Genomic DNA, 14174 nt, shown 5'->3' on the forward strand with positions numbered 1-14174 from the left:
CGCTCGGACGACTCCGGCACCACCGACAACCTGACCAAGTACTTCGCCAAGACCTCCGGCGGTGCCTGGTCCTACCCGGCCAGCAAGACCTGGGATGCTCTGGCTCTGGTGCCCGCCACAGGCCGGCCGCCACCCGGGCTCCGGCGCGCTGCGTCCCTGGTCACAGGCCGTGCGCGAACTCGCCGCCGCCGACACCGCGTGCAGCCGGCTGGTCCGGGCGTCGCCGGGGCTGCGCGCCCTGGTGTCCGGCGCGCCGGCCGGGAGCGGCCCGCCGGGCGCCGCGCGCCCCGCCGCCGTCGACGCCGCCGCCGGCCGGCGCACCACCGACCCGGAGGCGGCCCGGGAACGCCTCGGCGGCGACCTCGCCGAACTCCTCCGGGCCGGCGCCGCACCCCGCCCGCTCCTGCTCGTCCTGGACGACGTCCAGGAGGCCGACGCCTCCTCCCTCCAACTGCTGACCGAACTCGCCGCCGCCCTGCGCACCGCGCCCGCCCTGCTGCTGGCCACCGCCCGCGACGACGGCGCCGCCTGGCACGGGCGCACGGCCGCCCGGGCCGCGCTGCTCCGGGCCGGCCGGACGCTGGCGGTCGGCCCGCTCGGCGAACCCGACGTCCGGGCGCTGCTCGCCGCCGCGGTCGGCGGGCAGAGCGACCCGGCGGCCGTCCGGCACCTGCTGGACCGGACCGGCGGCGATGCCTTCTTCGTCACCGAACTGCTGCGCCACGGCACCGCCGACCGCGTCGGACCGCTGCCCGCCACGGTCCGCGCGGCCGTCTCCGCCCGGCTGGACGGGCTGCCGGGGGAGTGTGCCCGGGTGCTCGGGGCGGCCGCCGTCCTGGGCACCCGCTTCGACCTGGACGTGCTCGCCGAACTCGCCGCCGTGCCACTGGACTCGCTCCGCTCGGTGCTCGCCGCGGCGACGGGCGAGGGCCTGCTCGCACTGGTCGAACCGGGCGCGGGCGAGTTCCGGCACGAACTGATGCGGGAGGCCGTCCACGACGCCCTCGACCCCGCCGAACGCGCCGCCCTGCACGGCCGGGCGGGCGCCGTGCTGGCCGCCCTCGCCGACCGCGGCCGCGACACCGGCCCGGCCGAGGCGGCCCGCCACCTGCTGCTCGCCGGCCCCGAACAGGCTTCCGCGGCAGCGGAGTTCGCCGGACGCGCGGCGGACCGCGCGGCCGGCCTGCTGGCCTTCGAGGACGCCGCCCAGTGGTACGAACGGGCCCTGACGGCGCTCGGAACGGCGGCCGCCGCGGGCGAAGGGGGAGCGGACGGCACCCGCCGGGCCGCCCTGCTGCTCGGCCTCGGCACCGCCCGCCTCGGCGCCGGCCGGCGCGAGGAGAGCCGCGAGGCCTTCCTCGCCGCCGCCGGCCCCGCCCGCCGCGCCGGCCGGCCCGACCTCCTCGCCCGCGCCGCCCTCGGTCTCGGCTCCGGCCCGGCCGGCTTCGAGGTGGACCTCCTCGACCGCCCCCAGATCGACCTCCTCACCGAAGCCCGCACCCGCCTCCTCGCCCCGCCCGCGTCACCCCGGCCCGGACCGGCGACGCCGCCCACCCCGGCCGGACCCGCAGGCCCGGCACCCACCCCACCCGCCACCACCCCGCCCACCACCACCCCACCCACCACAGCCCCGCCCGGCCCCGCCACCCCGCCCCACGCCGCCCTCCTCGCCGCCGTGACCGCGCGGCTCTCCGTCGCCGGGGCGCTGGCCGAGCCGGAGCAGGACCGGCTCGCGCTGGCCGAGGAGGCGGTCCGGACGGCACGGGGAAGCGGGGACGACGCCGTCCTCGGGTACGCGCTCTCCGCGCTCTGCGACGCGCGCTCCGGCCCCGCGCACTGCGCCGAACGCCGGGCCTGGGCGGGGGAGATCGTCGAACTCGCACGGGCGCTCCCGGAGCCGGACCGGGAGCTGGAACTGCTCGGCCGCCGCCTGCGGCTCGTCGCCCTGCTGGAGCGCGGCGAGGCGGCCGAGGCGGACGCCGAGATCCGGGCGTACGAAGCGGTGTCCCGGGCGCTGCGCCGCCCCCTCTACGCCTGGTACGTGCCGCTCTGGCGGGGCATGCGCGCCCTGCTGGAGGGCCGCTACGCGGACTGCCGGGACGCGCTCGCGGAGACCACGGAGCTGGGCCGGCGGGCCGGGAGTGCCAACGCCGCCGTCCTGGCGGCGACCCAACGCTGGTGCCTCTGCGCCGAGTCGGGCGAACGGGACGAGTTGAAGGGGCTGCTCGCCGGACCACCCCCGTTGGACAGCCTGCCGGGTGTCTGGCCCCGGGTGACGCGGGCGCTGATCGCCGCCCAGCTCGGCGACCCGGCCGAGGCCCGTAGCCGACTCGCCGCCGTGGCACCGCTGTTGGACACGGCGCCGGTGGACAGCGAGTGGCTGCCGATGATGACCCAGGCCGCCGAGGCGCTCGCCCTCATCAGCCGCCCGCCCGCCGGCCCGCCCGGCCCGCCTGCCATCCCGTCCAGCCCGCCCGCCTCGCCCGCCGACCCGCCCGGCGCTCCGTCCGCCCGCCCGGCCGGCGATCCCGCCCTGCACCCGCTGGCCCGCCGGCTCTACGACGCCCTGCACCCCTACCGCGACCTGCTCGCGGTCGAGGGCATCGGGGCGGCCGTCCGCGGCCCGGTCGAGCGGCATCTCGGACTGCTCGCCGCCGTCCTGGGCGAACCCGCCACCGCCCGCGGACACTTCGCCCGGGCGATCGCCACCGCCGGGTCGCTCGGCGCACCCCACCTCGCCGACCGGATCGCCGAGGAGGCCGGCGCCACCCCGCCACCCGGCGTCACCCCGCCACCCGCCGACGAGAGCCGGCTCTTCCTCCACCAGGGCGAGTTCTGGCAACTCCGGTACGCCGGCGAGGAGGTCCGGCTGGCCGACAGCAAGGGCCTGCACGACCTGGCCGTCCTGCTGTCCCGCCCCGGTACGCCCGTCCCGGCCCTCGACCTGGCCGCCGGGCCGGCGCCCGCGCCCGCCGCCGACCCGGTCGCGTCGGACCTCCACCACCCCACCGACACCGGCGAGTTGATCGACGCCACGGCCCGCGCCGCCTACCGCCGGCGGCTGGCCGAACTGGACGGGGAGTCCGCCGACGCGGACGCCGCCGGGGACGCCGAACGCTCGGCCCGGATCGCCGTCGAGCGGGACGCCCTGGTCGGCCAGCTCTCCGCCGCGTACGGGCTGGGCGGGCGGGTCCGTCGTACCGGCTCGGCCGCCGAACGGGCCCGGACCACGGTGACCGCCCGGATCCGCACCGCCCTCGACCGCATCGCCCGCGCCCACCCCGCCCTCGGCCGCCACCTCGCGAACGCCGTCCACACCGGCACGCTCTGCGTGTACGAGCCCGAGCAGCCCGTCCACTGGCGGACGTGAGGCGCCCGCCTCACATCGTGCGGCCACTCCTCACGCCTTCTCCGCAGAGACACCCAGCCGGACAGACCGGACAGGGAAGCACCCGAGGAGGACGTCATGCCCCGCATCTCCAAGGCCGAGGCCGCGCTCACGCTGGACGAGCCGGTCATCGAGGGCCGCTACGCCGAGCTCGGCGGGTACACCGTCGGCTTCGAGACCCACAAGGCCGACATGGACCCGGGCCCGCTGTTCGCCGGGCTGCCGCAGGACCGTTGCCAGAGCCCGCACTGGGGCGTCGTGGTGCGCGGCAAGGTGGTCTTCCGCTACGCCGACCACGACGAGGTGTACCGCGCGGGCGACGCCTACTACGGCGAGCCCGGCCACCTTCCCCTGATCTTCGCCGGGACGGAGCTGATCGAGTTCAGCCCGACCGAGGCGCTGGAACGGACGATGGCCGTCGTCGGCCGCAACCTGGACGCGGTCAAGGCCGGCAGTGCCGCCGAGGCCGGGTCCTGACCCGGGAGGGCCGCACCATGACCATCACCACCGCGACCACCGCACCCGGCGTCGAGGCCACCGCCGGAACCGCCACCGCCGGAACCGCCACCGCCGAGACCCTCGCCGCCGACACCGCCGAGCGCCTCACCGCCCTGATGATCACCTTCCTGGAGACCGGCACCCCGCCCGCCGGCCTGTTCCGACCCGACGTGTTCTGCGACCTCACCGTCCCGTACTGGCGGCTCCAGGCACGCGGCGTCGACGGCCTGGTCGCGCTGCGGAGGAACGGCCACCCGGCGCCCGGCAGCGTCCCGCGCCACCGGCTGGACCGCACGGGCAGCGGCTTCGTGCTGGAGGTGGAGGAACGCTGGGAGCAGGACGGCGCCGGCTGGTACTGCCGGGAGTTGCTGCGGGCCGATGTCCGGGAGGGCGCGATCGCCCGGCTCTCGGTCTACTGCACGGGTGACTGGGACGCCGGCCGGCAGCGCCGTCACGGCCGGGAGGTCTCCCTGCTGGAGCCGTAGCGACCGCCGCGGCGACCGCCGTGGCACCCGGGGCGCGGGCGGCCGGGAACAGCCGCCCGCGCGCCCCGCCGATTCCCGCCCACCACGTGAAACAGACCACAGCGAAAGCCTCTCCCTCGGTCCGCGCGGATCATGGCACAATGACGTCAGTAGTAGCAGTGACGTTCAGCGCACTCCGGGGTCGGTGAAAATCCGAACCGGCGGTTACAGTCCGCGACCCGTCCGCAGCCAGCGGCCGGTTGACCAGGTGAAATTCCTGGACCGACGGTTAAAGTCCGGATGGGAGGCGTGCGCGGCGGACGATGAGCAGTGCCCGTGGCCCCCCGTGGACCGCGGGAAGGTGTGCGACGGGAGAGCTCTCTCCCGGCGGTCCTGCGGTACCCCGGCGACGGGTCGTGCCACGGAACCGGGCCCTCGTGCACCCGTGCCCGTCCGCGTCCTCTCCCATGCCGCCCCGGAGTCCGCGCCCCAAGCGCGAGGAGAACCCGGGTGTTCACCGGCATCATCGAAGAGCTCGGCGAGGTCGTGTCGATCGAGGAGATCGGCGACTCCTCGCGAATCCGCCTGCGCGGCCCGGTGGTCTGTCAGGGCGCGCACCACGGCGACTCCATCGCGGTCAACGGCGTCTGCCTGACCGTGGTCGACACCGCGGAGCAACTGGCCGCCGATACCGGCGAGTTCAGTGCCGACGTGATGGCCGAGACGCTGCACCGGTCCAGCCTGGGCGAGCTGAAGCCCGGCTCCCGGGTCAACCTGGAGCGGGCGATGGCGCTCGGCGCCCGGCTCGGCGGCCATCTGGTGCAGGGTCATGTCGACGCCACCGGCGCCCTGTTGAGCCGGGAGCCCGGCGAGCGGGACGCGGCCGGCGAGCTCCGCTGGGAGGTGCTGCGCTTCTCGCTGCCCGACAGCATCTCCCGCTACCTGGTGGAGAAGGGCTCGATCACCGTGGACGGCGTCAGCCTCACGGTGGTCGAGGCGGCCCGGGACAGCTTCACCGTCAGCCTGATCCCCGCCACCCTCGCGCTGACCACGCTCGGCACCAAGAGCGTCGGCGAGAGCGTCAACCTCGAGGTCGACGTCCTCGCCAAGTACGTGGAGCGCCTGCTCGAATCGCGCACCCTGCCGGCCACGCTCGCCCCGGCCGACGCCACCGCCCCGGCCGACGCCACCGCCTCCGCCGCCGACGCCACCGCCCCGGCCGACGCCACCGCCTCCGCCGCCGACACCACCGCCCCTGCCGACACCGCCGGAGACTCGAAGTGAACTGGCTCAACGGCACCGTCCAGCTGCTCGGCCAGGACGTCTACCGCTCCGACATGTTCGGCAACCTGCTCGGCCTGGCCGCCCTGGCCCTCGGCTGGCGGCGCTCCCGGCTCACCTGGCCGGTCCAACTGCTCTCCGGCGTCGTCCTGGTGGGCGCCTACTGGACCGCCCACCTGAGCGGCGGTGTCGGCAAGCAGATCGTGGTCATCCTCGCCGCCGTCTGGGGCTGGACGCAGTGGCAGCGCGGCAAGCGCGGCGACGGCGACGTCCGGGTCCGCTTCGCCACCGGCCGCGAGCGCGCCGTGCTGATCGGCGGCACCGCACTGGGCACCCTCGCGGTCGGCACGCTCTTCACCGTCTACCCGCAACTCTCCTGGGACGCCTGGCCGGACGCCTACATCTTCGTGGGCACGCTGGCCGCGATGGTCGCCCAGGCGCGCGGCTGGGTCGAGTTCTGGTTCGCCTGGGTCGCCGTCGACCTGGTCGGCGTCCCGCTCGCCTTCAACAACGGCCTGGTCTTCTCCGGCCTCACCTACAGCATCTACTTCGTCCTGGTGCTCCTCGGACTGCGTGCCTGGTGGCTGCGCAGCCGTACGACCAGCCCGGCGAAGGACACCGTCCTCCAGGGAGCCTCCGCATGAGCACCGACCGCGCCACCGAAGAAGACCTCGCACTCGACCCGGTCGAGCGGGCCGTCGCCGACATCGCGCTGGGCCGCGCCGTGATCGTGGTGGACGACGAGGACCGCGAGAACGAGGGCGACATCGTCTTCGCGGCCTCCGCGGCCACCCCCGAGCTGATGGCCTTCACCATCCGCTACACCTCCGGCGTGATCTGCGTGCCGATGACCGGCGACGAGCTGGACCGCCTCAAGCTGCCCCCGATGACCCAGGTCAACGAGGACCGCAAGGGCACCGCCTACGCCGTCTCGGTCGACGCCCGCGAAGGGGTCGACACCGGCATCTCGGCCGCCGACCGCGCCCGCACCGTCCGGCTGCTCTCCTCGGCCGGCACCGAGCCCGGCGACCTGACCCGCCCCGGGCACATCTTCCCGCTGCGCGCCGTCGAGGGCGGCGTGCTGGTGCGCCCGGGCCACACCGAGGCCGCCGTCGACCTGGCCCGGCTCGCCGGGCTGGCGCCGGCCGGCGCCATCGGCGAGGTGGTCAACGACGACGGCACCATGGCCCGGCTGCCCGAGCTGGTCGCCTTCGCCCGCGAGCACGGTCTGGCGATCATCTCGATCGAGGACCTGATCGCCTACCGCCGCCGCACCGAGCTGCACGTGGACCGGGCCGCCGTCACCGCGCTGCCCACCAAGTACGGGGAGTTCACCGCGGTCGGCTACAAGGGCAGCATCGACGGGGTCGAGCACCTCGCCCTGGTCGCGGGCGGCCTGGACGCCGAGGGCCGGCTGCCGGACGGCGAGGACGTGCTGGTCCGCGTCCACTCCGAGTGCCTGACCGGCGACGTCTTCGGCTCGCTTCGCTGCGACTGCGGCCCCCAGCTGGAGGCTTCGCTGAGCCGGGTCGCCGAGGTGGGCCGCGGCGTCGTGCTCTACCTGCGCGGCCACGAGGGCCGGGGCATCGGCCTGGCCCACAAGCTGCGCGCCTACGAGCTGCAGGAGCAGGGCCGCGACACCGTCGACGCCAACCTGGACCTCGGCCTGCCCGCCGACGCCCGCGACTACAGCATCGGCGCGCAGATGCTCGGCGACCTCGGGGTGCGCTCGCTCACCCTGCTCACCAACAACCCGGAGAAGCTCGCCGCGCTCACCGAGCACGGCCTCAAGGTCAAGGGCCGCGAGCCGGTCGAGACCCCGGCCGGCGAGCACAACCTGCGCTACCTGCAGACCAAGCGCGACCGGATGGGCCACGACCTGCCCGGCCTCGGCTCCTGAAGCACCCCGCACCACCGAAGCACCCCGCACCACCGAAAGCACCCCCGCACCACCGGCCCCGCGCCACCCATGAACCCACCACGAACGACCACCCGCGCAACGCGAAAGAGGACCAGCACATGAGCGGCCACGGCGCCCCCGAGCTGACCATCGACAACGCCTCCGACCTCAAGGTCGCCGTGATCGCCGCCCAGTGGCACGACCAGGTGATGAACGGCCTCCTGGACGGCGCCCACCGCGCGCTCAAGGAGCTCGGCATCGCCGACCCGACGGTGCTGCGCGTCCCCGGCACCTTCGAGCTGCCGGTCGCCGCCAAGCGGCTCGCCGAGCGCGGCTACGACGCCGTGATCGCCCTCGGCGTGGTGATCCGCGGCGGCACCCCGCACTTCGACTACGTCTGCCAGGCCGCGACGGCCGGCCTCACCCAGGTCAGCGTGGACACCGGCGTCCCGGTCGGCTTCGGCGTGCTGACCTGCGACAACGAGCAGCAGGCGCTGGACCGCGCGGGTCTGCCGGGCTCCGCCGAGGACAAGGGCCACGAGGCGGTCACCGCGGCCGTCGCCACCGCCGCCGTCCTGCGCGCCCTCTGACCCGATACCGGCGCCGGCCTCCGGCCGGGCCCGCGCACGGCCCTTCCGGACCGTGGATGTCCACCGGACTGTCCACGGTCCGGAATCGTTTACCGCACGTGAGCCCGCACGCCGTATGGTGACCCCATCATGGCTTCGAAGACATTCGAGGAGCTCTTCACCGAGCTCCAGCAGAAGGCCGCCACCGGCGACCCCTCGTCCTCCCGTACCGCGCAGCTCGTCCAGCAGGGCGTCCATGCGATCGGCAAGAAGGTCGTCGAGGAGGCCGCCGAGGTCTGGATGGCCGCCGAGTTCCAGTCGGACGAGCAGACCGCCGAGGAGATCTCGCAGCTCCTCTACCACCTTCAGGTGATGATGGTCGCCCGCGGGCTGACGCTCGACGACGTCTACAAGTACCTCTGACCGGTCCGAAAACCACACCCACCCCGAACACAGGTAAGGAACTGACCTCCATGCTGCGCATCGCCGTCCCCAACAAGGGTTCGCTCTCGGGTCCCGCGGCGGAGATGCTCCATGAGGCCGGTTACCGCCAGCGCAAGGACCCCAAGGAGCTCGTCCTCGTCGACCCGGACAACCAGGTCGAGTTCTTCTTCCTGCGCCCGCGCGACATCGCGGTGTACGTCGGCTCCGGCCGCCTGGACATCGGCATCACCGGCCGTGACCTGCTGCTGGACTCGCACTCCAACGCCGAGGAGGTGCTGGCGCTCGGCTTCGGCGGCTCCACCTTCCGCTTCGCCCGCCCGGAGGGCGTGGACGTCAAGGACGTGCAGGGCCTGGAGGGTCTGCGGATCGCCACCTCCTACACCGGCCTGGTCGAGCAGCACCTCGCCGACCACGGGGTGAAGGCGACCGTGACCAAGCTGGACGGCGCGGTGGAGACCGCGGTGCAGCTGGGCGTCGCCGACGTGATCGCCGACGTGGTGGAGACCGGCACCAGCCTGCGCAACGCCGGCCTGGAGGTGTTCGGGGAGCCGATCCTGGTCTCCGACGCCGTGGTGATCCGCCCCAAGGGCGCCGGCGAGGATTCGGCCGTGGACCAGTTCCTGCGCCGTCTGCAGGGCGTGCTGGTGGCCCGCCGCTACGTGCTGATGGACTACGACATCCGCGCCGAGAACGTCGGCGCCGCCGTCGCGCTGACCCCGGGCCTGGAGTCGCCGACCGTCTCGCCGCTGCACACCGAGGGCTGGGTCGCGGTCCGCTCGATGGTGCTCCGCAAGGAGGCCCAGCGGATCATGGACGACCTGTGGGGCATCGGCGCCCGGGCGATCCTGGTGACCAACATCCACGCCTGCCGCCTCTGACACCGAGGCCGTGACCGGTGCGGAGTTAAGAACCGGGACAATGGGGCGGGCCGCCGACCGGCGGCCCGCCTCTTCCGCTGAACGACCCCCCGGAGTCCGCACGTGTCCACCCCCGCCGAGTTCCCCGTCACCTGGGCGCCGCGCCGCACCCGCGCCGTGCTGCTGCCGGTCTGTGCGCTGCTGGTCGTGATGTTCGCCGTGATCGCGGTCGCCCTGCCGGCGAACTGGCAGTTCAACGACCGGATCATGATGGTGCTCAGCGGGCTCTTCTTCGCCGCCGCGGGCGTGCTGCTGGCCCGCCCCCGGGTGAGCGCCGACGCCGAGGGCGTGACCGTGGTGAACTTCGTCCGCCGCCGCCGACTGGCCTGGGCCGAGATCGTCCGGGTCAACTTCCGCCAGGGCGACCCGTGGGCGACGCTCGACCTCGCCGACGGCACCTCGCTCGCCGCGGTCGGCATCCAGTCCGGTGTGGGCAAGGCCCAGGCGATCGCGGACGCCCGCGCCCTGCGCGACCTGGTCGAGCAGCACGCGCGCTGACCGGCCGCCGACCGGCCGCTGCCCGCCCCGCACCGGGCCCCGCGGGACGGGCGGGGCCCGGTCCGAACACCGGTCCGACAGTCGCACGGGTATCGTCTACGCTGGTAAAAGCAGGGCAAAGCACCCCCTGAGTTCTCCGCGCCCTGCCGGAAGCGACCTGAGGAGTGACTCCCCCCGTCCATGGACGATCCGTCCGGTAGTACCTGCGCCGCCCGACCTCCCAGTACCGGAAGGCAGGCGGCACGGTGATCACCGCCTGGCTGCTGCTGTTCGCGGCGTTCCTGCTCATCCTCGCCAACGGCCTCTTCGTGGCCGCCGAGTTCGCCTTCGTGACCGTCGAGCGCGGGGCCGTCGAGCGCTCCGCCGCGGCCGGCGACGTGCAGTCCGGCCGGGTCGCCAGGGCCCTGCGCCACCTCTCCTTCCAGCTCTCCGGTGCGCAGCTCGGCATCACCGTCACCTCGCTGGTGGTCGGCATGCTCGCCGAACCGGCGCTCTCCGTCCTGCTGAAGCCGGTGTTCACCGGCATCGGCCTGCCCGACGGGGCGGCCCGCGGCACGGCCGTGATCATCGGCATGCTGATGGCCACCGTGGTGCAGATGGTGATCGGCGAGCTGGTCCCGAAGAACTGGGCGATCTCCCGCCCGCTCCAGGTGGCCCGCTCGGTGGCCGCCCCGCACCTGGCGTTCTCCTACGTCTGCCGCCCGCTGATCAGCTTCCTGAACGGTTCGGCGGACCGCACCGTCCGCGCCTTCGGCGTCGAGCCGCAGGAGGAGCTGGGACACGCCCGCACCCCCGCCGAGCTGGGCTCGCTGGCCCGGCACTCGGCCAAGGCCGGCGCGATCGACGAGGAGTCGGCCACCCGGTTCGTGCGCACCCTCGGCCTGGGCGCGCTGACCGCCGAGTCGGTGATGACCCCGCGGGTGGACGTCGTCGCCCTCCAGCGCAACGCCGGCGCCGCCGACGTGGTCAACCTCACCCGGGCCACCGGCCTCTCCCGCTTCCCGGTCTACGCGGACAGCCTGGACGAGGTCACCGGCACCGTCACGCTCAAGGACGCCCTCGCCGTCCCGGCCGACCGGCGCGCCGCGGTCCGGGTCGCCGACCTCGCCGTCCCGCCGCTGCTGGTGCCCGAGACGCTCCCCGCCGAGCGGCTGCTCGACCAGCTGCGCCGGCTCCAGCCGATGGCGATCGTGGTGGACGAGTACGGCGGCACCGCCGGCGTGGTCACCGTCGAGGACATCGTGGAGGAGATCGTCGGCGAGGTGCAGGACGAGCACGACCCCGCGGACACCCCCGAGCTGGTCCCGCTCCCGCCGGTCGGCGGACTGCCGGTCTGGGCCGCCGACGGCCGGGCCAGGACGGACCAGTTGGAGGCCATCGGCCTGCACGCCCCGGACGGCCCGTACGAGACGCTGGCCGGCCTGGTCTCCGACCTGCTCGGCCGGCTGCCCGTGCCGGGCGAGCAGGCCGAGCTGCCCGGCTGGCGGTTCACCGTCGAGGCCGTGGACCGCCACCGCACCAGCCGGGTCCGGGTGGAACGCACCCGGCCGCCGTACCCGTCCGGCGAGGACGAGGACGAGGGCGGCACCCGATGACCACCGTGCTCCAACTGGCCGTCGCGCTCCTGCTGCTGCTCGGCAACGCGTTCTTCGTCGGCGCCGAGTTCGCCGTGGTCTCGGTCCGGCGCAGCCAGATCGAGCCGCTCGCCGAGGCCGGCAACCGGCGCGCCCGCACCGTGCTGCACGCGCTCTCCAACGTCTCCGCGATGCTCGCCGCCGCCCAGCTCGGCATCACCGTCTGCTCGCTGGGCCTCGGTGCCCTCGCCGAGCCGACCATCGCCCACCTGGTGGAGGGGCCGTTCCACGCGCTCGGCGTCCCGGACGGCCTGATGCACCCGCTGTCGTACGGGATCGCGCTGGCCGTGGTGGTCTTCCTGCACATGGTGATGGGCGAGATGGTGCCGAAGAACATGGCGATGGCCGGCCCGGACCGGGCCGCGCTCTGGCTCGGCCCGCCGCTGGACCGGCTGGCCCGCTGGCTCACGCCGGTCATCCGCCTGCTGAACGCCTTCGCCAACGGCGTGCTGCGGCTGTTCCGGGTCGACACCAGGGACGAGGTGGAGTCGGTCTTCACCACCGAGCAGCTGATGTACCTGCTGGCCGACTCGCGGGACGCCGGCCTGCTCGACGAGGACCGCCAGGAGCGCCTGGAGGACGCCCTGGAGCTGGGCCGCCGCCCGGTCACCGACGTGCTGCTCGAACCCGGGCAGCTGGTCACCGTGGACCCCAAGGTGACCGCCGCGCAGATCGAGGAGCTGGCGCTGCGCACCGGTTTCTCGCGCTTCCCGGTCACCGACGGCGACCCGGCCGGCCACGGCTACCTGGGCTACGTCCACCTCAAGGACGTCCTCGACGTGGACGACCCCTCAGTGCCCGTCCCGTCCCGGCTGTGGCGCCCGATCACGGCGCTGCGCGGCACGCTCCCGCTGGACGACGCGCTCGGCGCGATGCGCCGGGCCACCTGCCACCTGGCGGCCGTGCTCGACCAGGACGGGCGCACGCTCGGCGTGGTGATGATGGAGGACGTGCTGGAGGAGCTGGTCGGCGAGATGCACGACCCGGACCACCGCTCCGCCGCGTGACGGTTCCCGGGGGACGGTTCCCGGAGCCGTTCCGCCGAGGGCGATTCTGCTCTGAGCAGCGGGATGTTCCCCCGGCGGCCGTCCGCCGGGCAGGGTGGAGGGCATGAGGCTTCTACTGCTGGGTGGAACGGAGTTCGTCGGTCGCGCCGTGGCCGAGGCGGCGCTGGAGCGCGGATGGGAGGTGACGGTCTTCCACCGCGGGACGCGCCCGGCGCCGGAGGGCGCGCGGGCGTTGCACGGGGACCGGCTGGCGGAGGGCGGCCTGGCGGCCCTCGCCGAGGGGGAGTGGGACGCCGTCGTGGACACCTGGTCCGGGGCCCCGGCGGTGGTGCGCGACAGCGCCCGCCTGCTGGCCGGCCGCGTCGGGCGGTACGGGTACGTGTCCAGCCGTTCGGTGTACGCGTTCCCGGTCCCCGCGGGGGCGGACGAACGGAGGCCGCTGGTCGACGGCTCGATGGACGACACCGACGTGCCGTACGCGGAGTCCAAGCGCGGCGGCGAGCTGGCCGTGCTGGACGCCTTCGGCGACCGGGCCCTGCTGGTCCGGGCCGGGCTGATCGTCGGCCCGTACGAGAACATCGGCCGGCTGCCCTGGTGGCTCAACCGGATCGCCCGCGGCGGCCCGGTGCTCGCCCCGGGCCCGCGTGACCTCGCCCTGCAGTTCATCGACGTCCGCGACCTGGCCGGCTGGACCCTGGACGCCCTCGCGGCGGGCCTCGGCGGCCCGTACGACCTGGTGAGCGCGTCCGGGCACACCACGATGGGCGGGCTGCTGGAGGCGTGCGTCCGGGCCACCGGCTCGGACGCCGCGCTGCGCTGGACGGAGCCGGAGGCGATCGCCGCCGCGGGCATCGAGCCGTGGGGCGACCTGCCGTTCTGGATCCCGCCGGGCGAGCTGTACGACGCGATGCACCGCTCCGACGTGTCCAAGGCGCTGGCCGCCGGGCTGCGCTGCCGGCCGGCGGAGGAGACGGTCGCGGACACCTGGGCCTGGCTGCAGTCCATCGGCGGCACGGCCCCGCAGCGCCCGGACCGGCCGGTGGTCGGCCTGGACCCGGAGCGGGAGGCCGGGGTCCTGGGCGGCTGAGCAGCCCCGGCCGGGCGGCGGCAGGACGTGCGGCGGCCGGCCCCGGGGCACCGCTCCGGGGCCGCCGGCCGGCCGGTCAGCCCCGGCCGTCGATCAGCTCCCCGTACGCCTGGACGAGGTCCGGCAGCCGCAGCGTGGCCAGGTCCTCACGGCCCGGCGGCTCGCGCAGCAGCGAGAGCCGAAGGTCCCGGTAGGCGCAGGACTTCTCGTACAGGGTGCGGATGAACCGGCCGTTGCCCAGCTCGTCGATCCAGCCCTCGCGGACGACGTGGGTGCAGATGCTGGCGAGCTCCTCGGCGGCGTCCTCGTCCCAGCCGTCGCCGTCCCGCCCGGCCAGGGCCGCGCCGATCGCGGTCAGCTCGCCGGGGCGGTAGCTGGGGAAGTCGACCCGGTGACCGCGCCGCCGGACCTCCGCGAGTTCGACGAGAAGATCGCCGACGTGCGCCGCGAGAAGGAGAGCGCGATCGACGCGCAGGACTTCGAGAAG

General features: G+C 74.9%; 13 protein-coding genes, 1 pseudogene and 1 riboswitch. Of the genes and pseudogenes, 13 read left to right on the top strand and 1 reads right to left on the bottom strand.

Annotation, left to right across the window (positions count from 1 at the left end; all coding sequences use genetic code 11):
* The first annotated feature begins 94 nt into the window (after positions 1–94).
* The 13 genes from ABZ885_RS24220 to ABZ885_RS24280 all read left to right on the top strand — a co-directional run bounded on the left by ABZ885_RS24220 (position 95) and on the right by ABZ885_RS24280 (position 13687).
* Positions 95–3370: an AAA family ATPase gene (locus tag ABZ885_RS24220; RefSeq protein ID WP_360192267.1), complete on the top strand. Its 3276-nt coding sequence runs from the start codon at positions 95–97 to the stop codon at positions 3368–3370.
* A 96-nt stretch (positions 3371–3466) separates the two neighbouring features.
* Positions 3467–3865: a hypothetical protein gene (locus tag ABZ885_RS24225; protein WP_360192269.1), complete on the top strand. Its 399-nt coding sequence runs from the start codon at positions 3467–3469 to the stop codon at positions 3863–3865.
* A gap of 17 nt (positions 3866–3882) precedes the next feature.
* Entirely contained in the window at positions 3883–4371 is a 489-nt protein-coding gene (locus tag ABZ885_RS24230; protein ID WP_360192271.1) for a hypothetical protein, read from the top strand.
* Positions 4372–4538: 167 nt separating this feature from the next.
* Positions 4539–4666, top strand: a riboswitch (FMN riboswitch).
* Positions 4667–4860: 194 nt separating this feature from the next.
* The gene (locus tag ABZ885_RS24235; protein ID WP_360192274.1) at positions 4861–5634 is read left to right on the top strand and encodes a riboflavin synthase; all 774 of its coding nucleotides are present in this window, start codon (positions 4861–4863) and stop codon (positions 5632–5634) included.
* Positions 5631–6275: a nicotinamide mononucleotide transporter family protein gene (locus ABZ885_RS24240; protein WP_360192277.1), complete on the top strand. Its 645-nt coding sequence runs from the start codon at positions 5631–5633 to the stop codon at positions 6273–6275. The genes ABZ885_RS24235 and ABZ885_RS24240 overlap by 4 nt, the downstream gene beginning before the upstream one ends.
* Positions 6272–7531, top strand: coding sequence for a bifunctional 3,4-dihydroxy-2-butanone-4-phosphate synthase/GTP cyclohydrolase II (locus ABZ885_RS24245; RefSeq protein WP_360192284.1), 1260 nt, complete (start codon positions 6272–6274; stop codon positions 7529–7531). The genes ABZ885_RS24240 and ABZ885_RS24245 overlap by 4 nt, the downstream gene beginning before the upstream one ends.
* A gap of 119 nt (positions 7532–7650) precedes the next feature.
* Entirely contained in the window at positions 7651–8121 is a 471-nt protein-coding gene (gene ribH, locus ABZ885_RS24250) for a 6,7-dimethyl-8-ribityllumazine synthase (protein ID WP_360192287.1), read from the top strand.
* A 129-nt stretch (positions 8122–8250) separates the two neighbouring features.
* On the top strand, positions 8251–8523 hold the full coding sequence (locus ABZ885_RS24255; protein WP_030306151.1) for a phosphoribosyl-ATP diphosphatase: 273 nt from the start codon (positions 8251–8253) through the stop codon (positions 8521–8523).
* Positions 8524–8573: 50 nt separating this feature from the next.
* Positions 8574–9422: an ATP phosphoribosyltransferase gene (gene hisG / locus ABZ885_RS24260; protein WP_360192289.1), complete on the top strand. Its 849-nt coding sequence runs from the start codon at positions 8574–8576 to the stop codon at positions 9420–9422.
* Positions 9423–9524: 102 nt separating this feature from the next.
* Complete coding sequence (locus ABZ885_RS24265) at positions 9525–9959, top strand: PH domain-containing protein (protein WP_360192291.1); 435 nt, start codon at positions 9525–9527, stop codon at positions 9957–9959.
* A 245-nt stretch (positions 9960–10204) separates the two neighbouring features.
* Complete coding sequence (locus ABZ885_RS24270) at positions 10205–11554, top strand: hemolysin family protein (RefSeq protein ID WP_360192294.1); 1350 nt, start codon at positions 10205–10207, stop codon at positions 11552–11554.
* On the top strand, positions 11551–12600 hold the full coding sequence (locus tag ABZ885_RS24275; RefSeq protein WP_360192297.1) for a hemolysin family protein: 1050 nt from the start codon (positions 11551–11553) through the stop codon (positions 12598–12600). The genes ABZ885_RS24270 and ABZ885_RS24275 overlap by 4 nt, the downstream gene beginning before the upstream one ends.
* Before the next feature lie 103 nt (positions 12601–12703).
* A complete protein-coding gene (locus tag ABZ885_RS24280; RefSeq protein WP_360192299.1) occupies positions 12704–13687 on the top strand; it encodes an NAD-dependent epimerase/dehydratase family protein in 984 nt (327 codons plus the stop codon).
* Positions 13688–13763: 76 nt separating this feature from the next.
* Here the strand turns inward: ABZ885_RS24280 and ABZ885_RS24285 are convergent.
* Positions 13764–14174, bottom strand: a pseudogene (locus ABZ885_RS24285) (hypothetical protein); the annotation flags it as partial.

The sequence above is a fragment of the Kitasatospora sp. NPDC047058 genome (assembly GCF_040643935.1).
Taxonomy (GTDB): Bacteria; Actinomycetota; Actinomycetes; order Streptomycetales; family Streptomycetaceae; genus Kitasatospora.

Coding starts and splice junctions, on each gene's coding strand:
- ABZ885_RS24220 (WP_360192267.1), top strand. CDS start 95: ATGCTCTGGCTCTGGTGCCCGCCACAGGCCGGCCGCCACCCGGGCTCC.
- ABZ885_RS24225 (WP_360192269.1), top strand. CDS start 3,467: ATGCCCCGCATCTCCAAGGCCGAGGCCGCGCTCACGCTGGACGAGCCG.
- ABZ885_RS24230 (WP_360192271.1), top strand. CDS start 3,883: ATGACCATCACCACCGCGACCACCGCACCCGGCGTCGAGGCCACCGCC.
- ABZ885_RS24245 (WP_360192284.1), top strand. CDS start 6,272: ATGAGCACCGACCGCGCCACCGAAGAAGACCTCGCACTCGACCCGGTC.
- ribH (WP_360192287.1), top strand. CDS start 7,651: ATGAGCGGCCACGGCGCCCCCGAGCTGACCATCGACAACGCCTCCGAC.
- ABZ885_RS24255 (WP_030306151.1), top strand. CDS start 8,251: ATGGCTTCGAAGACATTCGAGGAGCTCTTCACCGAGCTCCAGCAGAAG.
- hisG (WP_360192289.1), top strand. CDS start 8,574: ATGCTGCGCATCGCCGTCCCCAACAAGGGTTCGCTCTCGGGTCCCGCG.
- ABZ885_RS24275 (WP_360192297.1), top strand. CDS start 11,551: ATGACCACCGTGCTCCAACTGGCCGTCGCGCTCCTGCTGCTGCTCGGC.
- ABZ885_RS24280 (WP_360192299.1), top strand. CDS start 12,704: ATGAGGCTTCTACTGCTGGGTGGAACGGAGTTCGTCGGTCGCGCCGTG.